This is a genomic window from Streptomyces sp. CY-1 (assembly GCF_047218265.1).
In the GTDB taxonomy this organism is placed as follows: Bacteria; Actinomycetota; Actinomycetes; order Streptomycetales; family Streptomycetaceae; genus Streptomyces; species Streptomyces niphimycinicus.
In genome coordinates this window covers 9,987,420-10,012,194 of sequence record NZ_CP178393.1, presented here as the reverse complement: position 1 = coordinate 10,012,194, position 24,775 = coordinate 9,987,420, and the positions used below count along the sequence as shown (strand labels likewise).

Genomic DNA, 24,775 nt, shown 5'->3' with positions numbered 1-24,775 from the left:
TCCCGCCACCACCGGGGACACATCACCGCCGGTCATGGATCAGTGGTAGACGCCGAACTCGTAGAGCGAGTAGCCATATCCGGTGCCCCGGGCCGTGCCGTGGACGCGGACATAGCGGCCGGTGCCGGAGACCTCGAAGTCGTCGACACCGCCGTTGCCGTCGGTCACCTCACGGATGGTGCGCCAGTTCTGGCCGTCGTCGGAGGTCTGGAGGGTGTACGCCTTGGCGTAGGCGGCCTCCCAGACCAGTTGGACATGGGTGAGGGGGGTGGACGCGCCGAGGTCCACCTGGAGCCACTGCGGATCGCTCCAGTCGGCCGCCCAGCGGGTGTCCGCCCTGCCGTCCACGGCGTTGGCGGGGGTGCAGGGGCAGTCACCGCCGCCCGTCTGGTACGAGGAGGCGGTGGCCGGCCTGCCGAGGGCCACATTGGTGCCGTTCACGGCGGGCGGGACGACCCGTACGGAACGGGTCTCGATGCCCACGTTGCCCTTGCCGTCGGTGGCCTTGACGTAGACCTTCCACACGCCGGGGCGGTCCGGCGCGGTGACCCTCAGCCGGCCGCCGCCGAGGTCGGTGGCGGGCAGCGGGGTGAGTTTCTTGTCCTGGTCGAGGTACATGCTGCTGCCCAGCACCTGGTAGGAGAGGGCGTCGCCGTCGGGGTCGGTGGCCTTGACCGTGAGCGTCAGATCGCGGCCCGCCTCCACCTTGGCGGGGTCGCCGTCCACGGCCAGTGAGGAGATGACCGGCGGGGTGTTGTCATGCGAGGTGTCCGCGCCGTACGCCTTCTTCACCGCGTAGTACGACAGCCGCTTCTGGCCGGCGGGCAGCAGATTGAACCAGACGCCGCCGAAGTCGTCCTCGGTGCCGTAGTGGAACATCGTGGCGCCGAGCGCGACCCCCCGGTGGCCGGTGACACAGTTCCACGCCTTGGTGTAGCCCGCGGCCTTGGCCTGGTCGGTGGGCTCCTCCGGCACACCGTTGGCGTCGTCGGGAACCTCCCACTCCCCCGGCGGGCCGGTCTCGGTGACGATGTACGGCTTGGTGTAACCGCCCTGCTCCCAGGTGGCCTTGATATCGCAGACGGCGTTGTAGGAGTTGACGGCGTACAGGTCCAGGTCGGGGGCGTTCCGCTGGTAGTACGGCCAGGCGCCGGTCCATGCGTCCGTGGAGGTGACCGGGTGGTCGGGGTCGACACCGTGGATCTTCTTGGCGATGTCGTTGACGAACGTGGTGTAGGCGTCGCGCTGCCGCTCCAGCTCATCGCCGCTGTAGCAGTTCTGGAGGCCGAGCACCGACTCGTTGCCCACGTTCCACATCAGCACGCCCGGGTGGTCCTTGTACGTGGCGACCCACTTGGGGAACTCGGCGAGCATCTGGTCCTTGTAGGCGGTGTCCGTCCGGTAGTTCACACAGCCGCCGCTGCCCGGGCCGCCACCGGGCTGGAGCCAGAAACCGGCGATCACCTTGACGCCGTTGGCGGCGGCGGCGTCGAAGAGGGGTTTGCTGGTGGCGTCGGTGCCCCAGGTGCGGAGGGTGTTGACGCCCATCGACCGCAGATCGGGCAGATAGCGGTCGGCGTCCGCGATGGCGGGGCCCCAGGTCAGGCCCTTGATCTGATACGGCTGGCCGTCCACGGTCAGCCGCCAGTCGCCCTGGGTGCCGGTGACCTTGACGACGCTTCCGGCGGCGTGTGCCTGCTGGCCGGGCAGCGCGAGGGCGCCGGTGGCCAGCAGCCCGGCGGTGAGGGGCGCCGCGATACGGCGTGGGGCGGTACGGGTCCGGGTCATGGTGGTGTCTTTCGGTGTGTCGGGGGAAGTGGCGTGCGAACGGCCCGGCCGCGGTGGTGTGCGCACCGGCGGCCGGGCCGTGGTTCACGGCAGTTCGTAGTTCTCGTCCAGGGCCGCTCCGGCCTCGGGGTGGGTCTGGTCGTAGCCGCGGGCGTCGCACTGGAGCGCCCCGACGACGCAGTGATCGACGAGCGCCTTCAGCGTGGGCGCGTCCCAGGCGTTGAAGAAGTCGTAGTGGAACGACCAGCTCGGGCCGCTGGCCAGCCTCGCGTGCGAGAGGTCACCGTTGACCGGGAAGGCCATCTTGAACTCGACCATCGGCAGCGCGACCGGGTGGTCGGCGGGGCACACGTTGTTGTTCGTCCCGGGGTTCACCACGGGGTAGGCCATATGGCTGCGGTGGTCGGGCGTGTCCAGGTACTTGCCGTCCCAGCAACTGGGCGCCTGGAAACGGATGTTGAGCTGGACGTCGGGCCGGTTCGGGCAGTCCTTCGGGAACTCGACGTTGAAGTAGCTGTCGCCGCACTCCCAGCCCTCCACGAAGCCGGGGTGGTGGCGGAACTCCTCGGCGGTCTGCATCGGGTCGCCCACCACGAAGCGCAGCCCCTTGGGGAACGGCCGCACACTGGTGTAGTCGGTCACGCCCGCCTTGTAGTAGATGGTCTGCGGGCCGATGGGCAGCACCGGCCGGTCGGCATTGAACAGCGTGGGCATCCAGTACCCCGACTTGTCCCCCGGCGCCTTGCAGGTGGTGCGCCCGGCGTCGAGGGAGGCCGTGGTGCTGGCCGCGTCGGTCGTGGTGTTGCCCATGAAGGTGTGGTCATGGGACGCGCCCGGCCGCTGCGGGTAGACGATGGGGTCGTCCGGTTTGGTGTGGCTCACCGAGCAGTTGGCCTGGAACTCGTGGAAGTAGCGGTGCGGCGGCTCCTTCGTGGACGGGGTGACGCCGGTGACCGGCGGGTTCGCGGGAATGTAGCCGTCGCCGTCCGGGTCCTCGGGCGAGGAGGCGGACCGCGCCGCCATGACATGCCCCGCGTGGGCGGCCGTGACACCGCCGCCCGCGGAGGCCGTGACACCGCCGCTCGCGGGCTTCGCCGGGGGCGCTTCGGCGCTCATCGCGATACCACCGAGCCCGAGCGAGGTCAGCAGTAACGCGCCTGCGATCAGGGTTCCTGAAACGATCTTCGATCTCCGTGCCATGGAGACTCCTGCCACCTGGAGAGGGGTATGACGGGCCGTCACCGGCCCGCGACAACACTGGGAGAGCGCTCTCCAAGACCGGAGTGTCCGGGCGATGACGCGAAGGTGTCAAGGCGTGGAGCGCAAAGGATCAGAGACACCGGCTCCGCTTACCTCTTGAACACAACATCCATGAACACCGGCGGCCGCGAATCCACCCCAAGTTCGCCCGACCTACCGGAATTTCCAGGCCAGTTGATGTTCAAAAGGCAACAACACCCACAGACTGCGGTCACAACTCTTGACGAGTCGTTCACATGGCTGAAGCATGCGACGGCAAGAGAGCGCTCCCTCACCCCCATCCCGTTCATTTACTGAACCAGGAGAGACGCCCCCATGACGCCTTCCCCCACACCTGCCACGCCTTCCCCCACGCCTGCTTCCTCCGGCCGCTCCCCGGTCGGCCGCCGCGCGGTGCTCGGCGCCGCGGCGGCTGTCGCATCGGCCCCCGCCCTCGCCGGCCTGGCCACTCCCGCGTCGGCCGCCCCCGCGGGCCGGAGAAAGAGCCCGCGGGCGCTGCCGGGCGGCGGCGACCTCGGCCCGAACGTCATCGTCTTCGACCCGTCCACGCCCGGTATCCAGGCCAAGCTGGACGAGGTGTTCAAGAAGCAGGAGTCGGCGCAGTTCGGCACCGGGCGCTACGCCCTGCTGTTCAAGCCCGGCTCCTACAGCGGGCTCAACGCCCAGATCGGCTTCTACACCTCCATCGCCGGGCTGGGGCTGTCCCCCGACGACACGACCATCAACGGCGACATCACGGTGGACGCCGGGTGGTTCAACGGCAATGCCACCCAGAACTTCTGGCGTTCGGCGGAGAACCTCGCGGTCGTCCCGGTCAATGGCACCAACCGCTGGGCGGTGGCGCAGGCGGCGCCCTTCCGGCGGATGCACGTGCGCGGCGGGCTCAACCTCTCGCCCAACGGCTACGGCTGGGCGAGCGGCGGCTATATCGCGGACAGCCGCATCGACGGCCAGGTCGGACCGTACTCCCAGCAGCAGTGGTACACCCGCGACAGCGCGATCGGAAGCTGGCTCAACGGCGTGTGGAACATGGTGTTCTCCGGGGTGGAGGGCGCGCCCGGGCAGAGCTTCCCGAACCCGCCGTACACCACGCTCGACACCACCCCGGTCTCCCGGGAGAAGCCGTTCCTGTACCTCAACGGCGGCGAGTACCGGGTCTTCCTGCCCGAGAAGCGGACCAACGCCCGCGGGGTCACCTGGGGCAACGGCACCCCCCGAGGCACCTCGCTGCCGCTGTCGCAGTTCTACGTGGCCAAGCCCGGCGTCACCGCGGCCACCCTCAACGAGGCGCTCGCCCAGGGGCTCCAACTGCTGCTCACCCCGGGGATCTACCACCTCGACCAGCCGATCCAGGTGAACCGGGCGAACACCGTCGTCCTCGGGCTCGGCTATGCCACGCTCATCCCCGACAACGGCGCCACCGCGCTGAAGGTCGCCGATGTGGACGGGGTGCGGCTGGCCGGTTTCCTCATCGACGCCGGACCGGTCAACTCCGCCACCCTGCTGGAAGTCGGCCCGGCGGGAGCCTCGGCCGACCACTCCGCCAACCCCACCACCGTCCAGGACGTGTTCATCCGCATCGGCGGCGCGGGCCCCGGCAAGGCCACCACCAGCATGATGATCAACAGCCGTCACACCATCGTCGACCACACCTGGGTCTGGCGCGCCGACCACGGTGACGGGGTCGGCTGGGAGACCAACCGCGCCGACTACGGAGTCCGGGTCAACGGCGACGACGTCCTCGCCACGGGGCTGTTCGTGGAGCACTTCAACAAGTACGACGTGCAGTGGTCCGGGCAGCGGGGCCGCACCATCTTCTTCCAGAACGAGAAGGCGTACGACGCCCCGAACCAGGCGGCCATCCAGAACGGCTCCATCAAGGGCTACGCGGCCTACAAGGTGGCCGATTCGGTGACCACGCACGAGGGATGGGGGCTCGGCAGCTACTGCTACTACAACGTCGACCCGAGCATCGTGCAGCACCACGGCTTCGCCGCCCCGAACGCGTCGGGGGTGAAGTTCCACAATCTGCTGGTGGTCTCGCTCGGCGGCCAGGGCCAGTACGAGCGCGTCATCAACGACATCGGATCTCCCACGTCGGGCACCTCCACCGTGCCGTCGACCGTGGTGTCATATCCCTGATCTACGATGCCTCGCGGGCCGGTTTCCCCGGTGAACCGCCCTCGATGTACCGACCGCCCAGGAAGGACCACCCCGCCATGGCGAACGCCCCCGTGCGCGACCGTTCCACGATCATGGTCCTGAACGGGCCGAATCTGAATCTCCTGGGCCGTCGGCAACCCGAGATCTACGGCACGGACACGCTGGCCGACATCGAGAAGCTGGTCGCCGTGACCGCCGCGCCGCACGGTCTGACGACCGACTGCCGGCAGAGCAACCACGAGGGGCAGCTCATCGACTGGATCCATGAGGCGCGAGAGCACCACTCGGCGGTCATCATCAACCCCGCGGGCTACTCCCACACCTCCGTCGCCCTGCGCGACGCCCTGGCGACCTGCGACGGTCTGCCGATCGTGGAGGTGCACATCTCCAACATCCACCAGCGGGAGACGTTCCGGCACCACTCCTATGTCTCCGCGCTGGCCAACGGGGTGATCGCCGGATGCGGTGTCCAGGGCTACGCGTTCGCCGTCGAGCGGGTGGCCGCCCTGCTGGCCGCGGCCAAGGCGTAGGCGTCCGGCACTTCGGGCCGGTCGGCCACTTCCGGCCCGTCCGGCACTTCAAGACCGTACGGCGCGTCAGGCCCTTATCACGCGGACACCGGCCTCGGTGTACGGAGCGACCAGCTCCGCATCGGCGCCGGTGTCCGTGATCAGCACATCGATATCCTCCAGCGCGCAGATCCGGGCGAACGCCCGGCGACCCAGCTTGGAGCTGTCGGCCACGACCACCACCCGGGCCGCCCGCCCGGCCATGAGGTGGTTGATGCTGGCCTCCCCCTCGTGGTGGGCGGTCGCGCCCTGGACCGTGTCCAGCGCGTCCACGCCGAGGATCGCCAGATCCAGCGACACCTGGCCCAGCACTCCGGTGGCCAGCGGCCCCATCAGCTCGAAGGACTGCGGACGGGCCACCCCGCCGGTGAGCACGATCTTGACCTGGGGGCGCACCGCCAGCTCACTGGCGATGTTCAGGGCGTTGGTGACGACCGTGACGGCCGGGCCGCCGCCCGGGGCGGACAGATCGCCGCGCAGGGAGATGGCGCGGGCGACCTCGGTGGTGGTCGTCCCGCCGTTGAGACCCACGATCGAGCCCGGTTCGGCCAGACGGGCCGCGGCCGCGGCGATCCGCTGCTTCTCCGAGGCGCGCCGGGCGGTCTTGTAGCGCAGCGGAAGGTCGTACGAGAGGTTCTGCGCGACCGCGCCGCCGCGGGTACGGGTCAGCATCTGCTGCTGAGCGAGCTCATCCAGGTCGCGCCTGATGGTCGCGGCGGACACCGCCAACTCGGCGGCCGCCTCCTCCACATCGATCCTGCCGTCCCTGGTCAGCAGATCCAGCAGGGCGTTCCAGCGCTCGGGCCGTTTCACGTCGATCACCCTACCCCGCGCACATCGGCTCTGGACTTTCATGCGTGATCCTGCGCATTATCTGCTCGTACGAAACAAATCCGCGCATGAAAAGTGCTCGGATCATGCGTGCGACGAGGGGAGTCCCATGAGCCACACCGAGGCCGAGATCGCGAGCCAGCCCGACTGCTGGCGGCGCGCCATCGCCCTGGCCCGGGATCCGGAGGGGTCCGTGCGGGCGGCGCTGCCCCGGCCGGGTGAGCGGGTCGCCGTCGTCGGCTGCGGCACCTCGTGGTTCATCGCCCAGTCGTACGCGGCGCTGCGCGAGGCGGCGGGCCAGGGCGAGACGGACGCGTTCGCCGCGTCGGAGATGCCGGCCGGCCGCGCCTACGACCGGGTGGTGGCACTGTCCCGGTCCGGCACCACGACCGAGGTGCTGGAGCTGCTCGGCGCGGTGCGCGGCCGGGTGCCCACCACCGTCATCACGGCGGTTCCCGACTCCCCGGTCGTGGGCGCCGCGGACGCCGCGGTCGTACTCGACTTCGCCGATGAGCGGTCGGTGGTGCAGACCCGCTGGGCCACCACCGAACTCGCCCTGCTCCGGGCCCACTTGGGCGCGGAGCTGGAGCACCTGGAGGCGGATGGCGAGGCGGCGCTCGCCGAGCCGCTGCCCGGGGCGCTCGTGGACGCCGGGCAGTTCACCTTCCTCGGGCGGGGCTGGACCTACGGGGTCGCCCAGGAGGCCGCGCTCAAGATGCGCGAGGCGGCGGGGGCGTGGACCGAGGCATATCCGGCCAAGGAATACCGGCACGGCCCGATCAGCGTGACCGGCCCGCGGAGCGTGGTGTGGTGGCTGGGCGAGGGGGCGTCGGATGTGACGGACCAGGAGATCACCCGCACCGGCGGCCGGGTCGCCGGTTTCGGCCGCGACCCGCTGGCCGAACTGGTGGTGGTGCAGCGGCTCGCGGTCGCGATCGCGGCGACACGCGGGCTCGACCCCGACGAGCCGCGCCATCTCACCCGCTCGGTGATCCTCGGCTGAGCCGGGGCGGACGGAACACACGAACACGGAAACCGAACGAACATGGAAACGGGCGGAAGGAGCCGGTAGATGCCACTGGTGGCCACCGGGGAGATCGTCGGGACGGCCGCACGCGCCGGACTCGGCGCGGGTGCGTTCAATGTCATCCAGATCGAGCACGCCCAGGCGATCGTGGCAGGGGCGGAGGCGGCGGGCGCGCCGGTGATCCTTCAGATCAGCGAGAACGCGGTGCGGTATCACGGCGCCCTGGCCGCCATCGGCCGGGCGACCGTGGAGGTGGCCCGCGCGGCGCGGGTGCCGGTGGCCGTCCATCTGGACCACGCCACCGGGCCGGAGCTGGTGCGGGAGGCGGTGGACCTCGGCTTCGGCTCGGTGATGTTCGACGCCTCGGCCCTGGAGTACGACGGCAATGTGGCGGCCACCGCCGAGGTGGCGGCCGACTGCCATGCCCACGGGGTGTGGGTGGAGGCCGAGTTGGGCGAGGTGGGCGGCAAGGACGGGGTCCACGCACCGGGCGCCAGGACCGATCCGGCCGAGGCCGCCGCCTATGTGACGGCGACGGGTGTGGACGCGCTCGCGGTCGCGGTGGGCACCTCGCACGCCATGGTCGTCAAGGCCGCGGTGGTGGATCTGCCGCTGGTCGCGGCGCTGCGCGCGGCCGTGCCCGTACCGCTGGTGCTGCACGGCTCCTCCGGGGTGCCCGAGGCGGATCTGACCCGGGCCGTGGAGGCGGGGCTGACGAAGGTGAACATCGCCACCCATCTGAATGTGGCCTTCACCCGGGCGATCCGCGACCATCTCGCGGGCCACCCCGAGGTGGTCGACCCCCGCCGCTATGTCGCGGCCGGGCGTGACGCGGTGGCGCGCGAGGTGACCCGGCTGCTGAAGCTGGTGCGGGCCACGCACTGAGACCCCCTGCCGGAAGGCGCTCCGAACGACGCCGATTCGCGCGATATCACGCAGGGGCTTTCCCGGGGCGGGCGTATTGACATGAGCTTATCAACTCGCCAGGATGCCGACGAGGTTAGGAAAGGTTCCTAACAAAGGGGTGTCCTATGCGCAAGCGTTTCGCTTTCGTACTCGCCGCGGCCGGACTGCTGGCCGGCTCCGTCACCGCCGGCGCCCATGCCGCCACCCGGGGCCCCGCGCCGGTCCCCGCGTCCACCAAGGAGGGCACGGTCACCGCGGCGCAACTGCTCGCCAAGGTGCAGGGCTGTTCACAGATATCCAGCGGCAAGTACCGCACCGACGACGAGACATCGGCCAACATCCCGGTCTGCGGTGCCAATGGGGCGGTCTTCTGGAAGGCCGACATGGACATCGACTGCGATGGCCAGGTGACCTCCCGGTGCAATGAGGACACCGACCCGTGGTTCCAGGACGACACCGCCTTCCACCAGTCGGACGGCAAGCCCCTCGTCGCCGACAAACTGCCGTATGTCGTGGTGCCGAGCCCGAGTTCCACCTGGGACTACACCAAGTCCGGCATCAAGGGCGGCGGTGTGGTCGCGGTCATCTACAACAACAAGGTGGAGTACGCGGTGGTGGGCGACACCGGGCCGACGAAGATCATCGGTGAGGCGTCCTACGCCACGGCCAACGCGCTCGGCATCGACCCCAACCCGGAGACCGGCGGTGCCGAATCGGGGGTGACGTACATCGTCTTCAAGAACTCCTCCGTCTCCCCCATCGAGAACCACGACAAGGCCGTGTCGGTCGGCGACGGTCTGGCGAAGCAGTTCATCCAGAACAACTGACCCCGCCACCCCGGCGGCGAACGGACTGTGGTGCACGGCCCCTGACGGCCGTGCACCACAGTCGTGCGTGCGCGAGGCGGCGGCATCGCGGGGCTCGGCCGGAGGGGCTCGGCCGATGACTTTTCCTCAGCCGGGCGGTCTTCACCGGTGAACACCACGACAGGAGGTGGACGTTGGCCCGTCCCGAGCCCGAGAAGCCGCCCACGCCGCCCCCGGCCCCGGCCCCGCCGTCCCCGGCCGTGCTGGTCCTGGGCCGGCCGGTCACCCGCGCCGAGGTGGAGGCGCTGTGCGAACGGCTGTCCGCGCTGGCGCGCCGGGCCGGTCCTGGGCCGGTCACCGTGGACGTGGGCGGGGTGGGCCGGCCGGACCTGGCCGTGGTCGAGGCCCTGGCCCGGCTGCGGCTGACCGCCGGCCGGCTGGGGCGCGGGCTCCAGCTCCGCAACGCCCGCGGCGAACTGCGGCGGCTGCTCACCTGGACGGGGCTGGACGAGGCCCTGACGACCCCCGCGGCGCCAGGGCACGCCCTGGCGTCAGGCCACGCCCTCGGGCTCGAGCTGGGCGGGGAGGCCGAACAGCGGGAAGAGACGCTCGGTGTCCAGGAAGGAGTTGAGCCCGGTGATCCGGCCCCCTGATATCTCGAGGACCTGAAGCGCCCATGGCTCATGGCGGCCGTCGGGGCCGCTCGGACGGTACTGGCCGAAGGCGGGCACGCCGTTGGCCACGGTAGGGACCAGTCGTGAGCCGCGGCAGCCGATTCCATGGCCCACCAGCCACTGGCGGATGTCCTCATGGCCGCGCAGCCACAGCTCGTACGGCGGCATGGAGAGCGTGGCGTCCTCGTGCAGCAGGGCGGTGAGGGAGTCCAGGTCATAGCGCTCGAAGGCGTCCACATAGCGGGCCAGCAGGGCGCGCTGCTCCTCGTCCAGCGGCTTGACCGGGTCGGAGTCGCTGATCTCGCTCGCGGCGAGGGTGGCCCGGGCGCGCTGCAAGGCGCTGTTGACGGACGCGACGGTGGTGCCCAGCAGCTCGGCGACCTCGCTCGCCTTCCACGCCAGCACCTCGCGCAGGATCAGCACCGCCCGCTGGCGGGGCGCCAGATGCTGAAGCGCGGCGATGAACGCCAGCCGCACCGCGTCCCGCTGGGCCGCCACCTCGGCGGGGTCTCCCCCGGCCGGCAGCACCTGGCCGTCCGGGACCGGCCCGATCCAGGTGGCCTCCGGCTGCTCGGCGAGCGCGGCCGGGAACGGGGTGGCCGCGGAGGTCAGATCCATGGGCCGGGCCCGGCGCTTGCTCCCGTTGAGCATGTCCAGGCAGACATTGGTGGCGATGCGGTAGAGCCAGGACCGCAGCGCGGAGCGGCCCTCGAAGCGGTCCAGGCCCCGCCAGGCGCGCACCATGGTCTCCTGGACGGCGTCCTCGGCCTCGAAGGCCGAGCCCAGCATCCGATAGCAGTAACCGGTCAACTGCGTGCGGTACGGCTCCAACTGGAGCTCGACACCGGTCGCGCCGTCCACCGCCGCCACATCACTCATCGCCGCACCTCATCGCTCTTCGAACTCCCATGGGGCAAACGTAGCGGGCACCACTGACAACGGCGCCGACCTGCGAAGACGACAGACGCATCGGGCACCGGACGGGTGATTCAGGACACCGGGCGGGCGCTGACCGCAGCGTGCACCTGATGGCCGCCACTGGCGATCATCCGCACCTCGTCACGGTCGCTGATCTCCGCCCGCACGATGCCGGTGTCGTCCGCGTACACGGGGTGCCCGCCCGGACCACTGCTGTCCGTACGGTGCACCACCACGACATCCTCGGTCCCGGGGACGGTCGCATCCACGAAGATCAGCTCATACCGCTCTTGGCTCCGCATCACACCCTCCTCCGTACCGACCCGCACCCGTCATCTCAAACCGGGACATTCAACACTATCGCTCGGGCCGGGTGGCGCAAGAGGTTCGGTGGTCAGCGCGATGCGGCGGGCACCTCCGCCCCGTCGGCGGCGTCCGCGCCCTCCGCCGCACCCTCCGCCCGATCCGCCCGATCCGGCCGATCCGCCCGATCCGGCCGATCCGCCCGATCCGCCTGATCCGCATCGAGGGGCGTTCTCTCCAGCCGCAGCAGCGGCGCCAGGAGGGGGCCGACCAGGGTGGCCGCGGTGATGGACCCCAGAGTGATGGCCCAGGCGACCGGGCCGAGCGGGGTGCAGTCGAAGAACTGGCTGACGCCCGGGGTCTGGATGATGGCGGCGAGCACCGCGGCGGAGCCCAGCCCGGCGACCAGGACGTGCCGGTCCAGGCCGCCCGTGGTCAGGGTCTGCGCGAGCTGGGTGCCGACCAGGGCGGCGAGCGCCACCGTACTGGCCCGGCGGCCTCTGCCGGTGACCCGGGCACCGGTCCAGGCCAGTCCGGCCCCGGCGGCCGTGATGACGCCCCGCAGCAGCATCTCCTTGGTCAGCGCCGCGCCCAGGGAGCGGCTGGGGCCCTCCTTGAGCAGCCGTTCGCCGGTGTGCCCGGTCGGCTCGCGCACCGCGATGGCGAGCGCGGGCGCGAGGTCGGTCAGCAGGTTGACCAGCATGATCTGACGGGCGCTCAGGGGTGTGGCGCCGGTCAGGGCGGAGGTGACCACGCTGAAGGTGACCTCGCCGAAGTTGCCGCCGATGAGGATGGCGAGGGCCGCGCGCACCGAGGCCCACATGGCGCGCCCCTCCATCAGGGCCGAGACGATCGTCTCCAGGCGGTCGTCGGTGACGACCAGGTCCGCCGCGGCGGTCGCGGCCGGGGTGCCGCGCCGCCCCAGGGCGATCCCTACGTCCGCGAGCCGGATCGCGGGGGCGTCGTTGGCGCCGTCCCCGGTCATCGCCACCACCCGGCCGAGGCGCTGATACGCCTGGACGATGCGGACCTTGTGGTGCGGGCTGCACCGGGCGATCACGTCCACCGTCGGCAGCAGCTCGTCCAGCTCCGCGTCGTCCATCTCGTCCAGCTCCGGACCGGTGCACACCTTGGGCTCGGGGAGATCCATGATGGGCGCCGCGATGGCGTCCGCGGTGGCGGGGTGGTCGCCGGTGAGCATCATGGTCTGCACACCGGACTCGCGCAGCCGCGCGAGGGCGGGGCCGGCGCTGGTGCGCACGGGGTCGGCGATGGCGATGAAGCCGAGGAAGTCCAGGTCCCGTACGGCCTCGTCGGACAGCTCCTCGCCCTCCCGCATCCGCCGCTCGGCCACCGCCAGCACCCGGCGCCCGGCGCCGGCCAGCTCCTCCGCGGTCTCGCCCAGCTTCCTGATGCCCTCCGCGTCCAGTTCGGTGGCATGGCCGGTGCCCGGGGTGCGCCGCCGGGCGACCCGGTCCAGGACGCCCTCGGGCGCGCCCTTCACGCTGAGCAGCGGACCGTGCACGGTGCGCCCGGTGGTGGCGTGGTAGGCGCGGGAGGGTTCGAAGGGCAGCGCGTCCGTACGGCGCCAGCGGGGCGCTCCGCGCCGTACCCCGACCCCGGCCCGGCGCGCCCCGACGCTCACCGCACGGTCGGTCTGGTGCGCCATGGGCTCGGACTGGCGGGCCGGCGGGGTCGCGCGCAGGGCGGCGGCGAGCACCGCCTTACGGGGCGCGTCGAGCCGGTCGGCGGGGAGCGGGCCGCCGCTGTCGCTGACGGCCGCGAGCTGGAGGTTGCCCTCGGTGAGGGTTCCGGTCTTGTCGAAGCACAGCACGTCGGCGCGGCCGAGCGCCTCGATGGTGCGGGGGTTGCGGACCAGTGCGCCGAGGTCGGCCAGCCGGCGGGCGGCGGCCAACTGGGCCGCGTTGACCAGGAACGGGAGCCCTTCGGGGACGGACGCGACGGCCAGGTTGACGGCGGAGGCGAGGTTCTCGGTGAGCGGGAGGCCGTGCAGCAGTCCGGCACCGGCGACCGCTGCGGCGGACCCGAGCGCGATGGGCACGCTGGAGCGGGTGAGCGAAGTCAGCCGCGCCTCGACACCGGTGACGGGGGCGGCCTGGCGGGCGGTGGCCAGGCTCCGGCCGACCTCGGTGGCCGGTCCGGTGGCCACGACGACGGCCACGGCGCGCCCCGCGGAGACGGTGGTGCCCTCGTAGAGCATCGACCGGCGCTGGGTGATGTGCGCGCCGACGACCGGCGCCGGATCCTTGCTCACCGGCAGCGATTCGCCGGTCAGCGAGGACTCGTCGACCTCGAGCCCCTCGCCTTCCAGCAGCCGGCAGTCGGCGGGCACCACATCCTCGGGGCCCAGCATGACGATGTCGCCGGGGACGAGGTCCCCGGCGGTCACGAGGCGTTCGGTGCCGCCCCGGCGGACCCGGGCGCCGATCGCGGAGCGGGCGAACAGCTCGGACAAGGCCCGCTCGGTTCTGACCCGCTGGAATCCGCCGACGAGAGCGGAGATGCCGGTGATGGCGGCCACCAGCGCGGCGTCGGTGCGCGAGCCCACGGCGGCGGCCAGGGCGGCCCCGGCGGCGAGGACCGGGGTCAGGGGGTTGGCCAGCTCCTCGATGAACGCGGCGGGCAGGGTGGTGCGGGTGGGCTCGCCGCGGCGCGGCCCCAACGCGGTGCGGGCGGTCGCCTCCTCCGGGGTGAGGCCGTCGTGGCCGGCGTCCAGGCGCTCCAGCACCCGGGGGACGGGCATCAGATGCCAGGGGGTGGTGGTCACCGGCGGGTCCATGGGGCGGGCGAGAAGCTGGCGCGCCCGCCAGTGGCCCAGGGCGAAGGCCAGGGTCCCCGCGGTGGTGCCCGACGCCGCGGCGCGGGCGGTGGCCTGGTTGGGGGCCGCCTGGAGGGCGGCCACCGCGCCGACGGCGCTGCCGCCCGCGGACAGCAGGGCGCTCTCCCGGTCGACCCGCGCGGCCACGCCCACGGCGTCCACGATGAGCCCGGCCGACTCCAGGTCGGCGCCGACGAGCAGATGGGCGCCCCAGGCCGGGGGCTCGCCGTCGCGGTGCACGCCGACGCCGCAGTCGGCGGCTCCCAGGGCCCGGCGGTTGCCGGAGAGCAGCAGCACCACGGCGCCGTCGGCCTGAAGGGACCGTACGGAGGCCACGAGGCGGCGGCCGGCGGGCACCACCGCGTCGGCGAAGGTGAAGCCGGTGGGGTGGGGCCGGTCGGTGGCCAGGACGATGCGGGATCCCGCCCGGCGGGCGGCGGCGGCCACGGCCTCGGCGCCCGGCACGGTCTGCGGGGCGAGGCCCACCACGGCCTGGAGCGTGGTTCCGCGGGCCAGGCCGAGCACCCGCTCGCTGCCCCTGCGGCGGAGCCGCGCGGCGGTCTGCTGCCCGGTGCGGCCCGTCAGCTCCAGCCGGTCCAGGGAGCCGAGCACCCATCCGTTGTCGCGGCGGGTCTCCAGGGGTTCATCGGGGTCGAAGAGGTCGAAGAGCCGCTCGGCGGTCGGCTCGGGGTCGGCGCCGCCGAGGAGTTCCAGGTCGATGGGCTCGTAGCGGTCGCCGCGCAGCGCCGCCTCGTCCAGCACCACGGTGTCGACCCGGCCCAGCCGCCGCAGACTGCTGCGGTCCATGGCCAGGACGCCGCGCAGGGCGAGGAACTGGCCGAGGCAGGTGGCGAACCCCTCCCGGCCGGCCCCCGGCGCCTTGGGCACGGACGAGAACGCGACCGCGAATCCGCGACGCGGACCGGCGAACGGGGCCGCGAGGACACCGGCGGCGGCCCCGGCGGCCATGGAGCGCTCCGCGAAGCGCTCCACGGTGTCCTTGGGGGGCTTGCCGGGTCGCTCGACGACGATCGGCTCGGCCACCACGTCCTGGGGGCCGTGCACGAGCTGTGGCTCCATCGCCGCCCAGGCCCGGCCCTCCGCCTCCGCCTCCCGCCACAGGGCCGCCCGCTGGACGAGGTCGAGCGCCAGCCCGCCGCCCCGGGTGGCCAGGCCCTGGGTCAGCGCGGTCAGCACCGGCAGTGCGGCCTCGGTGGGCTGCCCGCGGGTGATGGCCAGGGCCAGCCGCCGCAGCCGGGGGTGGTGCTGGATGATGGACAGGGCCGCGGCCGCCTCGGTCGGCAGTTTGAGCCACGGGGTCAGACGCAGGGCGGTGGCCACGCTCAGCCCCACGACGTCCGCCGCCACGACGGCCAGCGACTGGGACTCCTTGGCGCCGCCGGAGGGATGGCGCGGTTCCGGGGCCCACTCGTCGAACTCCTCGGTGGGCGCGACGGGCTCCTGGACCTCCGCGCGCTCGATCCGTGCGACCAGGTCCTGCTCGGACGGGGGCGGCTTGCCCACGGCCACCACGACCCGCTCGGAGGGCGCGTTGACGCGTGCCCACTGCACCCGCGAATGCTCCTCGAGGGCCCGTTCCACCCGGCGGGCCACCTGCTCGCCCCCGATCCCGTGCACCCCGCGGACCTCGATGTAGTACCGCCCCGGATAGGACCAGATTCCGCGCTGGGAGGGCCGGACCAGCCGCCCGACGGCTCCGGCGGCATCCCGCACACCCGCGGCCATACCGGCCTTGATGGGCGCGAGGAGCTGCATGGGTGGCAGGGGCAGCAGCCTCAGCGGCGCCAGGGGCAGATGCAGCCGTGACAGCGGTGACATCGAGGGAACCTCCGCTCCCCGGGCGGCCTGCCCGGTTCATCCCTATTACCCTTAAATAGGAAGAAGATTCAATCCGTCATCACCGTGTGGACGTGAGACCAGTGACCACTCCCGCTACTTCACGCAAGCGCAGCTCCTCGACCGCCGCGAAGAAGACGGCACCGGGGCGCGGCGGCAAGTCGACGAAGTCCCAGGCCGCGGCAGCCAAGTCGGCCACGTCGAAGTCTTCGCAGCCGAAGAGGGCGACGAAGACCACCAGGCCATCGAAGACCACGCAGCGACAGCGGACGGCGAAGGCCGCCAAGGGCGCCAAGGGCGCCATGGAGACGTCGCGCAGTGACGGCAGGCGCAGCCTGACCCTCACGGTGCCCACGCTCGACACCATGGGCCACGCGACGAAGGACACCCTCGGCACCGTCGGCCACGCCACCATGGGCACCCTCGGCACCGTCGGTCAGGCCACCAGGGGCACCCTCGACACCATGGGGCACGCCACGAAGGAGACCTTCGACACGGTCGGCCACGCCACCACCCGTGCGACCGGGGGCGCGGCGAGGGTCGCGCTGAAGCCGGTCGAGATGGCCCGCCGGGTGCTGCCCGCCAAGGGCGGACTCCCGCTGTACGTGGGGCTCGGCGCGCTGAGTGCCGTGGAGGTCATCGAATGGCCGGTGGCCGTCGGCATCGGGGTAGGTTATGCGGTGCTGCGCAAGGGCGGCATCATGGCCCCGCCGGCCGAGAAGGGCACCCAAGGCCGCACCGCGGGCCGTTCGAAGAGCAGTCGCTCCGGGAGCCGTGCCAAGACGCACAAGTCGGCCAAGGCCGCGGCGTAGCGCTCCCACCAGCGGCTCCCGCCTCCCGCCGGTTCCGTCAGCAAAGCGGGCAGAAAGCGGGCACAACTCTGTTGGAAACGGGCACCCCACAGTCACTGTAGCGTTGGTATACACCAGGAAGCGGATCTAACACCCGTCACTGAATTCCCCCTGGGGTACGGCGCATTGCGTGACCCGCTGTGCGCCGACCCTCCGTCACCTGGGGGTTCACCCGAGACGGACTGACCACTCCGTCACGAACCGACTGAAAGCGGTGACTCCTCTTGGCCCTCCCCCACAGCGCTCAGAGTGCCCCTCGAGTGCCCGGACAGGCAGTGCCCGCCGCCGCCCCGCGGCACGCCACCGGAATGGCCACACTCGCCCCCGACCTCCATGTGGTGGCCGGGGACGAGGACTTCTGCCGACATTTCGGCGCATCCTCCGCTGAGTTGTGCGGCCGCAGCGTGTTCGACCTGTTGCACCCCAGCACCTCGTCCGTCCTGCGGGAGCACTTCTCGCGGCTGCACGACGGACGGCGCACCCGTTTCACCGAGCGTTTCCTCGGCTGCCACTCACGCGGGCAGGTGTTCTCGGGCAAGCTCACCGGTACGGCCATCCAGGGCCGGTCCGACCGGCTCTCCGCCATCGTCGTCATGGTCAAGCCGGATGACGAACGCCCCGAGGAGGCACCCGTCCCCACCAGCCAGAAGCTGCTCTCGCCGCTGGAGGCCCGGATACTCGAGGGAGTGGCCACCGGCGCGTCGACCGTGCAGATGGCCGCCAAGCTCTATCTGAGCAGACAGGGCGTCGAATACCACGTGGGATCGATGCTGCGGAAGATGAAGGCACCCAACCGGGCCGCCTTGGTCTCGCGCGCCTACGCGGCGGGCATGCTGACCGTGGGCACCTGGCCGGCCCGGGTGCGTCCGGAATTCGTCAAATGAGGCCGGTCATGTGACACCACGTCACTCCGAACGGGCCCGGGGCGGCATGCCCCGGGCCCGTCGCCTTCGGCCACCCCGCCCCTACCGGCCGGTACTTCACGGGTCCGGCGTGAGACGCGTCCGCCACTCAGTAGTCTGTGACGGCCATGCCTTCACTCCCCCACGCGTCGCGCACCGCGCGACAACTCCCCCGCCCCCGGCCGCCACACGGCCTTCTGCCCGCCGTGGTGGCCGCGTGTGCCATCGTGACCGCCGCGGGGTGCGCGGCCCAGTCCGGGGTGCGGGACGACGGCACGGCACCCTCGCTGTCGGCACCGGCCAGCGCGGTTCCGCTGTGGCCCCGGTACACTCCCCCGGCCACGTCGTCGCCCCGTCAGAAGCCGGACTTCGACCGCTATCTGCCGCTGGGCAGACTCCGGCTGTCCTCGGGCGGACTGAACGCCGTCTCCGCGCAGGACCTGCTGCTCCACGACCCCAATGTGCCGGCGCTGGTGCAAAAGGAGATCTCCGTATGCCCGGGCAGTGGCGACTGCCCGCTGCGGGACGCCGTCCACCGCGATCTGACCGGCGACGGCAAGGACGAACAGGTGGTGGCGGTCGATCTGCCGAGACTCGATCGGACGCTGCTTCAGGTCTACACGGCCTCGGGCCGCACGGTCCGCCCCGTGCTGATCTACTGGGGCCCGCCGGGGCTCACCGGCGAAACCTTCGGCCGCGATCTGCTGATCAGCGCGACCGGCGAGGACGGCCGGGTCACCACGCGCTTCCGCTGGAACGGCCGGGTCATGGCCGCCGTGACCCCCGAGGGCGACGCGGGCCCCCGGGCGAAAGAGCCCGGAGCCGACCCGGCTGTCGGCCCGGAACCAACGCCGGCCAGCAGCCTCACGCCGGTCCCGGGCCCCCGTACGGAGACGCCGGTCCCGGGCCCCCGTACGGAGACGCCGGTCCCGGGCCCCCGTACGGAGACGAGGACGACGCGATGACCACCGGCTTCCTCCCGCCCGGCCCCGCCCCGGGCACCGGCTCCCCGACCGAGGCACATCTGCTGCTCGTCGAGGACGACGAGGTGATCCGCAATACGGTGCGGATGGCCCTGGAACGGTACGGCTTCACGGTGTTCACCGCGGGCGACGGCCTGACCGGGCTGGAGATCTTCCGTGAGAAGCAGCCCGATCTGCTCCTCCTGGATGTGATGCTGCCCGAGCTGGACGGCATCGGACTGTGCCGCAGGGTCCGCGAGTTCAGCCTGGCGCCGATCCTGATGATGTCCGCGCGCGGGGACTCCCTCGACGTCGTCTCCGGTCTCGAAGCGGGTGCCGACGACTATGTGATCAAGCCGTGCGAGAGCGCGGTCCTGGTGGCCCGCATCCGCTCGCTGCTGCGCCGCGCCTCCTTCACCCCCGCCGCCCGCGCCCCGCACGCCGAGACGCGGAACGGGGCCGGGGAGCCGGACGGCGCGGCCGGGCCGGACACCCTCGTCTTCGGCGATCTGATCATCGACACCCTCGGCATGGAGGTGCGGCGTGCGGGAGAGCCGCTCGCCCTGACCCCCACCGAGCTGCGGATGCTGCTGGAGTTCGCCGGCTCACCCGGTGTGGTGCTGGAGCGCCGCACGCTGCTCAACCGGGTCTGGGACCACGCGTGGCAGGGCGACACCCGGGTGGTCGACCTCCATGTGCAGCGGCTGCGGGCGAAGATAGGCGCCGAACGGATCGAGACGGTCCGCGGCTTCGGATACAAGCTGCGGCGCTGAGATGACACTGAGATGGCGGATCGTGGCCCTGGTGGCGGCGGCGACCTGTGCCGCCGCGGCCGCGGTGGGGGTGCTGGTGCACCATGCCTCGCGCGACCGCGAACTGTCCCAGGCGCGCGAAGGGGCGCGGACCACGCTCGACCGCGCCGCGCTCAACTACGCCCGCACCGGCGGCATCCAGGGCTCCGGTGCGGTGATGGACGCCCCCGGGCTGCCCCAGGGGCTGCGGCGGCTGGTGAAGAAGGGGCATCAGGGCACCGAGTTCGCCACCGGCCCGGACGGGCCCGCGATGTGGGCGGCCCGGCCGGCCGAGGGCCGGGTCCTGTCCGTACGCGTCGATATGAGCACCGCGATGCGCAACATCGGCGCGCTGGACACCAACATCATCCTGGCCGGGCTGATGACCACCGCCGTGGTGCTGCCCCTGGGGGTGCTGACCGCCGAGCGGATGAGCCGGCGGCTGCGGCTCGCGGCGGCCACCGCGCGGCGGATCGCGGCCGGGGACCTGGACGCCCGGATCTCCGCCGCCGCCCGCCCGCATGACGAGATCGCCGAGATCTCCGGGGCCGTGGACTCGATGGCCGCCGCGTTGCAGGAGCGGCTGCTCGACGAGCAGCGGTTCACCGCCGATGTGGCGCATGAGCTGCGCACTCCGCTGATGGGCCTGGTCACCGCCGCCGAGCTGCTCCCGCCGGGGGAGGAGGCGGCCGGGTATGTGCGCGACCGGGTGCGGGTGTTGAGCACACTGGTCGAGGATCTGCTGGAGATCTCCCGGCTGGACGCGGGAGCCGAGGAGGCCGATCTGTCGCCCTGTCCCCTGGGGCCCGTACTCGACGAGGCCATCGCCGCCACCGGGCTGTCGGCCTGTCTGCGCACCGGCGGCGCGGAGGACGGCGAGCCGCAGGACCCCGCGGACGGCCCGAAGGTGTGGACGGACCCCCGCCGGCTGACCCGCATCGTCACCAATCTCGTGGTCAACGCCCATCGCCACGGCCGCGAACCGGTCGAGGTGACGGTGACGGCCGATGGCCGGACCGTAACCGTCCGCGACCATGGAACCGGCTATCCGGACGATCTGCTGGAGAGGGGACCGCAGCGGTTCCGCACCGGGGTCCGGGAGCGGGGCCGGGGCCACGGTCTCGGGCTGACCATCGCGGCCGGACAGGCTCAGGTCATCGGCGCCACGCTCGAGTTCGGCAACGCGCCGGACGGCGGCGCGGTCGCCACGCTGCACCTGCCCGAGCGGCCCGAGCCCGGACCGATACACGGCTGATACATCATCGAGCGGAAGTCGAGAAGCGGCCGAGGCCCGGCCGAGATCGTCCGTAGCCGTTCCGAAGATCTTCGGTGAGGAGGATGGCGCCGACCCCCGCGAATCCTCGCGGCCGGGATCGATGGAGGAGCAATCGGCATGGCAGGTCCCCTCACGGCACTACGCGAACGGTTCACCCCGGACTCGGAGCAGGCGCCGCGGGACACCAGACCCCCGGGCCGACGGCGCGGTGCGAAGAGACACGGAAGGCCGAAGCGGACCGGCATCCGGCGGTTCTTCACCTGGCGGAAGCTGATCGCCTATGTGGCCTGCCTGTGTGCCCTGCTGATCGGGGCGTTCACCGTGCTCTACTACTCGATCGACATTCCCAGGGCCAACGCCCAGGCCAAGGCGCAGAGCAACGTCTACAAGTACAGCGACGGCACGATCCTCGCCCGCACCGGCGAGATCAACCGCGAGATGGTCACCCTCGACCGGATACCCACGGGCGTGCAGCACGCGTTCGTCGCGGCGGAGAACAAGTCCTTCTACAAGGACCGGGGCGTGGACCCGATGGGCATTCTGCGGGGTCTGGTCAACACCGTGGCCGGCAAGGGCACCCAGGGCGGCTCGACCATCACCCAGCAGTACGTCAAGAACTACTACCTGAGCCAGGAACAGACCGCCAGCCGCAAGATCAAGGAGCTGGTGATCTCCCTCAAGGTCGACCAGCGCAACTCCAAGGAGGACATCCTCGCGGGATATCTGAACACCAGCTACTTCGGCCGCGTGGCCTACGGCGTCCAGGCCGCCGCCCGCGCGTACTACGACAAGGACGTCGACGACCTCACGGTCGAGCAGGGCGCGTATCTGGCGGCGCTGGTGCAGGCCCCCAGTCAGTACGACTGGGCCGTCGCGAGCCCCAAGGCGAAGCGTCTGGTCACCCGGCGCTGGAACTATGTGCTGGACAACATGGTCGACATGCACTGGCTGGACCCCGCGCAGCGCAAGCACATGCGCTTCCCCGTGCCGGTCGACCCCAAGCCCGCCCCCGGTCTCGACGGCCAGGCCGGCTATCTCGTGGACGCGGCCCGCAATGAGCTGATCGCCTCGGGCGTCAGCGAACAGGAACTCGCGGCGGGCGGCTGGACCATCACCCTCAACGTCGATCCGGACAAACAGCGTGCGCTGGAGAAGACGATGCGCCAGGGCCTCGACGGCACCGCCAAGGGGAAGCCCCGGGCGGGCGGTTCCGCCGGGAAGAAGCAGACCCGTGCGGACGCCGCCGCCACCCAGGGCGGCGCGGTCTCGCTGGACCCGAAGAACGGGCGGATCCTCGCGCTCTACGGCGGCCGGGACTACACCCGGCACTATCTGTCCAACGCGACCCGCGGCGACTATCAGGTGGGCGCCGCCTTCCAGCCGGTCACCGACGCCGCCGCCATGGACGCCAAGGTACGCAACGGGCCCGACGCCGGCGGACTGCCGGAGGTCAAGCGCACCGCCCGGGCCCTCGGCATGGACACCGACGGCGGCTTCGGCACCAGGCAGTCGGTCGAGCTGGGGCTGATGGGCTCGAGCCCGCTGAAGATGGCCGGTGTCTACGCCTCGTTCGCCCACCAGGGCAAGCGGATCGCCCCGGGCATCGTGAAGTCCGCACGGCGCGGCGACGAGACGGCCGGGCTGCCGAAGGCCGTGGGCGATCAGGCGATCGCCCCCGCGGCGGCCGAACTGGTCGCCCGGAATCTCATCATGGACGGCAGTAAGGACGCGGTACGCACCGTCAGGCGGCCCTCGGCGGGCCAGGGCGGGGTCTCCGACGACAAGAGGGCGGCCTGGTACGTCGGTTACACCCCGGACCTGGTCACCGCGGTCGCCCTGTTCGGCGAGGACGCCGAGAAGCGCAAGCAGATCCCGCTCAGGAACCCCAGTGCGCAGCGGGTCGCCGACATGTGGAGCGACTACACCGAGCAGGCGCTGCACAATGTGCCCCCGGCCTGGTTCGGCTCCGGCTCCGAGGGCGGGGCGATTCCGAACCCGGCCCAGATCGGGCCTACCGGACGGTGAGGGCGGCGGCGCAGCCGCCGGCGAGGGCCGCGGCCCCGAGGAGGCAGACCAGGAGGAGCCGGCGGCGCAGCGTGCGGTAGACCTCCTGGTACTCCGCCCGCAGCTCGTCACAGCGCCGCACCACCTTGCGCAGGGTCTGCTCGGTGACGGCGAGCTGGTCCTGGAGGTAGAGCCGCTCGACCTCCGCCCGCTGGGCGGAGGTCAGCCAGTCGAGCCGGGCGCTGAGTCGGCGGGCCCGCTCCCGGGCCGCGTCCCGCTCCGTCTGGAGCAGCAGATAGCCCTCGATCTGATTGATTCCGGCGGCGATACCGGGGGGCTCGGCGGCTCTGGCCATACTCACGCCACACTCTCCTTCTGGCCGACATCGGGATGGTGCAGATCGAACGCGGGGGATTCGGAACGGATCTTCGGCAGGCTGACGAAGTTATGGCGCGGCGGCGGGCAGGAAGTCGCCCATTCCAGGGAACGGCCATATCCCCAGGGGTCGTCGGTGACGACCTTCTCACCGTACTTGGCAGTCTTCCAGACGTTGTAGAGGAACGGCAGGAACGACAGGCCGAGGACGAAGGAGCTGATGGTCGAGATGGTGTTCAGCGTGGTGACGCCGTCGGCCGCCAGATAGTCGGGAACTCTGCGCTGCATTCCCTCGGCGCCCAGCCAGTGCTGCACCAGGAACGTGCCGTGGAAGCCGAGGAAGAGGGTCCAGAAGGTGATCTTTCCCAGCCGTTCGTCGAGCATCTTGCCGGTGAACTTGGGCCACCAGAAGTGGAATCCGGCGAACATCGCGAAGACCACGGTGCCGAAGATGACGTAGTGGAAGTGGGCGACCACGAAGTAGGTTTCCGAGACATGGAAGTCAATCGGCGGCGAGGCCAGGAGCACGCCGGTCAGACCGCCGAAGACGAAGGTGATGAGAAATCCGGTCGCCCAGAGCATCGGGGTCTCGAAGCTCAGCGAACCCCTCCACATCGTGCCGATCCAGTTGAAGAACTTGATGCCGGTGGGCACTGCGATCAGGAACGTCATGAAGGAGAAGAACGGCAGCAGTACGCCGCCGGTGACATACATGTGATGCGCCCAGACGGTGACCGAGAGGCCCGCGATGGAAATCGTCGCCGCGATGAGCGAGAGATAGCCGAACATCGGCTTCCGGGAGAACACCGGAATGACCTCGGAGATGATGCCGAAGAACGGCAGCGCGATGATGTAGACCTCCGGATGGCCGAAGAACCAGAAGAGATGCTGCCAGAGCAGCGCCCCGCCATTGGTCGCGTCGAAGACATGCGCCCCGAATTTACGGTCCGCCTCCAGGGCGAACAGCGCCGCCGCGAGCACCGGAAAGGCCAGCAGCACCAGTACACCGGTCAGCAGCACATTCCAGGTGAAGATGGGCATCCGGAACATCGTCATGCCCGGGGCGCGCATACAGATGATCGTGGTGATGAAGTTGACCGAGCCGAGGATGGTGCCGAAGCCGGAGAGCGCAAGACCCATGATCCACATGTCCGCGCCCACACCGGGTGAGCGGACCGCGTCCGACAGCGGGGCGTAGGCGAACCAGCCGAAGTCGGCCGCGCCCTGCGGGGTCAGAAACCCGCCCACCGCGATCAGCGAGCCGAAGAGGTACAGCCAGTACGCCAGCATGTTCAGCCGCGGGAACGCCACATCGGGCGCACCGATCTGAAGCGGCATGATCCAGTTGGCGAAGCCCGCGAACAGCGGGGTGGCGAACATCAGCAGCATGATCGTGCCATGCATGGTGAACGCCTGGTTGAACTGCTCGTTCGACATGATCTGCGTGCCCGGACGGGCCAGCTCGGCGCGCATCAGCAGCGCCATCACCCCGCCGATGCAGAAGAAGGCGAACGAGGTGATCAGGTAGAGCGTGCCGATCGTCTTGTGATCGGTGGTGGTCAGCCAGTTCACGGCCGTGGCCCCCGGCCCGGGGCGGCGCGACGGCGGGGCGGCCGGCGCCGCCGCGACAACGGTGTTGTTCCTCATGATCCGAAGGTGTCCGGCACCCCGTG

At 71.3% G+C, this 24,775-nt stretch carries 21 protein-coding genes; 12 read left to right on the top strand and 9 right to left on the bottom strand.

Annotation, left to right across the window (positions count from 1 at the left end; translation table 11 throughout):
- Positions 1 to 39: 39 nt before the first annotated feature.
- Positions 40 to 1,788, bottom strand: a complete 1,749-nt coding sequence (locus tag ACK1X7_RS43020) for a discoidin domain-containing protein (protein WP_413116548.1) — start codon at positions 1,786 to 1,788, stop codon at positions 40 to 42.
- 84 nt (positions 1,789 to 1,872) lie between these two features.
- Positions 1,873 to 2,988, bottom strand: coding sequence for a DUF1996 domain-containing protein (locus ACK1X7_RS43015; protein WP_390794693.1), 1,116 nt, complete (start codon positions 2,986 to 2,988; stop codon positions 1,873 to 1,875).
- Between the two features lie 375 nt (positions 2,989 to 3,363).
- On the opposite strand from ACK1X7_RS43015, the gene ACK1X7_RS43010 reads away from it, so the two are divergent.
- Together ACK1X7_RS43010 and aroQ are read left to right on the top strand one after the other, a co-directional pair.
- Entirely contained in the window at positions 3,364 to 5,190 is a 1,827-nt protein-coding gene (locus ACK1X7_RS43010; RefSeq protein WP_413116547.1) for a coagulation factor 5/8 type domain-containing protein, read from the top strand.
- A 77-nt stretch (positions 5,191 to 5,267) separates the two neighbouring features.
- A complete protein-coding gene (gene aroQ, locus ACK1X7_RS43005) occupies positions 5,268 to 5,741 on the top strand; it encodes a type II 3-dehydroquinate dehydratase (RefSeq protein ID WP_385155682.1) in 474 nt (157 codons plus the stop codon).
- Positions 5,742 to 5,807: 66 nt separating this feature from the next.
- Here aroQ and ACK1X7_RS43000 read toward each other — a convergent pair whose 3' ends face one another.
- A complete protein-coding gene (locus ACK1X7_RS43000) occupies positions 5,808 to 6,593 on the bottom strand; it encodes a DeoR/GlpR family DNA-binding transcription regulator (protein ID WP_385155685.1) in 786 nt (261 codons plus the stop codon).
- Between the two features lie 127 nt (positions 6,594 to 6,720).
- Between ACK1X7_RS43000 and ACK1X7_RS42995 the strand changes: the two genes are divergently transcribed.
- The 4 genes from ACK1X7_RS42995 (at position 6,721) to ACK1X7_RS42980 (ending at position 10,003) form a co-directional block, all read left to right on the top strand.
- Positions 6,721 to 7,614 (top strand): SIS domain-containing protein, encoded by an 894-nt coding sequence (locus ACK1X7_RS42995; RefSeq protein WP_382948291.1) that lies wholly within the window; start codon positions 6,721 to 6,723, stop codon positions 7,612 to 7,614.
- A 69-nt stretch (positions 7,615 to 7,683) separates the two neighbouring features.
- Positions 7,684 to 8,523 carry a class II fructose-bisphosphate aldolase gene (locus ACK1X7_RS42990; protein WP_382948288.1) on the top strand — a complete coding sequence of 280 codons (840 nt, stop codon included), beginning with the start codon at positions 7,684 to 7,686 and terminating at the stop codon, positions 8,521 to 8,523.
- A gap of 146 nt (positions 8,524 to 8,669) precedes the next feature.
- Positions 8,670 to 9,371, top strand: a complete 702-nt coding sequence (locus ACK1X7_RS42985) for a glycoside hydrolase family 75 protein (RefSeq protein WP_413116546.1) — start codon at positions 8,670 to 8,672, stop codon at positions 9,369 to 9,371.
- Between the two features lie 173 nt (positions 9,372 to 9,544).
- Positions 9,545 to 10,003: an STAS domain-containing protein gene (locus ACK1X7_RS42980; RefSeq protein ID WP_413116545.1), complete on the top strand. Its 459-nt coding sequence runs from the start codon at positions 9,545 to 9,547 to the stop codon at positions 10,001 to 10,003.
- Here ACK1X7_RS42980 and ACK1X7_RS42975 read toward each other — a convergent pair.
- The 4 genes from ACK1X7_RS42975 to ACK1X7_RS42960 all read right to left on the bottom strand — a co-directional run bounded on the left by ACK1X7_RS42975 (position 9,902) and on the right by ACK1X7_RS42960 (position 16,296).
- Positions 9,902 to 10,903: a sigma-70 family RNA polymerase sigma factor gene (locus ACK1X7_RS42975; RefSeq protein ID WP_382948278.1), complete on the bottom strand. Its 1,002-nt coding sequence runs from the start codon at positions 10,901 to 10,903 to the stop codon at positions 9,902 to 9,904. The two genes, ACK1X7_RS42980 and ACK1X7_RS42975, sit on opposite strands and share 102 nt — an antisense overlap.
- Positions 10,904 to 11,013: 110 nt before the next feature.
- Positions 11,014 to 11,244: a DUF6296 family protein gene (locus tag ACK1X7_RS42970; RefSeq protein WP_385155696.1), complete on the bottom strand. Its 231-nt coding sequence runs from the start codon at positions 11,242 to 11,244 to the stop codon at positions 11,014 to 11,016.
- 92 nt (positions 11,245 to 11,336) lie between these two features.
- Complete coding sequence (locus ACK1X7_RS42965; protein ID WP_413116544.1) at positions 11,337 to 15,923, bottom strand: cation-translocating P-type ATPase; 4,587 nt, start codon at positions 15,921 to 15,923, stop codon at positions 11,337 to 11,339.
- A 79-nt stretch (positions 15,924 to 16,002) separates the two neighbouring features.
- Positions 16,003 to 16,296: a hypothetical protein gene (locus tag ACK1X7_RS42960; protein ID WP_385144782.1), complete on the bottom strand. Its 294-nt coding sequence runs from the start codon at positions 16,294 to 16,296 to the stop codon at positions 16,003 to 16,005.
- A 10-nt stretch (positions 16,297 to 16,306) separates the two neighbouring features.
- On the opposite strand from ACK1X7_RS42960, the gene ACK1X7_RS42955 reads away from it, so the two are divergent.
- The 6 genes from ACK1X7_RS42955 (at position 16,307) to ACK1X7_RS42930 (ending at position 22,748) form a co-directional block, all read left to right on the top strand.
- Positions 16,307 to 16,753 carry a hypothetical protein gene (locus ACK1X7_RS42955; protein WP_385144781.1) on the top strand — a complete coding sequence of 149 codons (447 nt, stop codon included), beginning with the start codon at positions 16,307 to 16,309 and terminating at the stop codon, positions 16,751 to 16,753.
- Positions 16,754 to 17,100: 347 nt separating this feature from the next.
- Complete coding sequence (locus ACK1X7_RS42950) at positions 17,101 to 17,676, top strand: helix-turn-helix transcriptional regulator (protein ID WP_216345614.1); 576 nt, start codon at positions 17,101 to 17,103, stop codon at positions 17,674 to 17,676.
- A 146-nt stretch (positions 17,677 to 17,822) separates the two neighbouring features.
- A complete protein-coding gene (locus ACK1X7_RS42945; RefSeq protein ID WP_390794688.1) occupies positions 17,823 to 18,659 on the top strand; it encodes a hypothetical protein in 837 nt (278 codons plus the stop codon).
- Positions 18,656 to 19,429, top strand: coding sequence for a two-component system response regulator CseB (gene cseB / locus ACK1X7_RS42940; RefSeq protein WP_390794687.1), 774 nt, complete (start codon positions 18,656 to 18,658; stop codon positions 19,427 to 19,429). The genes ACK1X7_RS42945 and cseB overlap by 4 nt, the downstream gene beginning before the upstream one ends.
- 1 nt (position 19,430) lies before the next feature.
- Positions 19,431 to 20,702: a sensor histidine kinase gene (locus tag ACK1X7_RS42935; RefSeq protein ID WP_385144775.1), complete on the top strand. Its 1,272-nt coding sequence runs from the start codon at positions 19,431 to 19,433 to the stop codon at positions 20,700 to 20,702.
- A 138-nt stretch (positions 20,703 to 20,840) separates the two neighbouring features.
- Positions 20,841 to 22,748, top strand: a complete 1,908-nt coding sequence (locus tag ACK1X7_RS42930; protein WP_385144773.1) for a transglycosylase domain-containing protein — start codon at positions 20,841 to 20,843, stop codon at positions 22,746 to 22,748.
- Here the strand turns inward: ACK1X7_RS42930 and ACK1X7_RS42925 are convergent.
- Together ACK1X7_RS42925 and ctaD are read right to left on the bottom strand one after the other, a co-directional pair.
- Entirely contained in the window at positions 22,735 to 23,082 is a 348-nt protein-coding gene (locus tag ACK1X7_RS42925) for a hypothetical protein (RefSeq protein ID WP_385144788.1), read from the bottom strand. The genes ACK1X7_RS42930 and ACK1X7_RS42925 overlap by 14 nt on opposite strands.
- Before the next feature lie 2 nt (positions 23,083 to 23,084).
- Positions 23,085 to 24,749 (bottom strand): cytochrome c oxidase subunit I, encoded by a 1,665-nt coding sequence (gene ctaD, locus ACK1X7_RS42920; RefSeq protein WP_385144770.1) that lies wholly within the window; start codon positions 24,747 to 24,749, stop codon positions 23,085 to 23,087.
- Positions 24,750 to 24,775 lie beyond the last annotated feature (26 nt).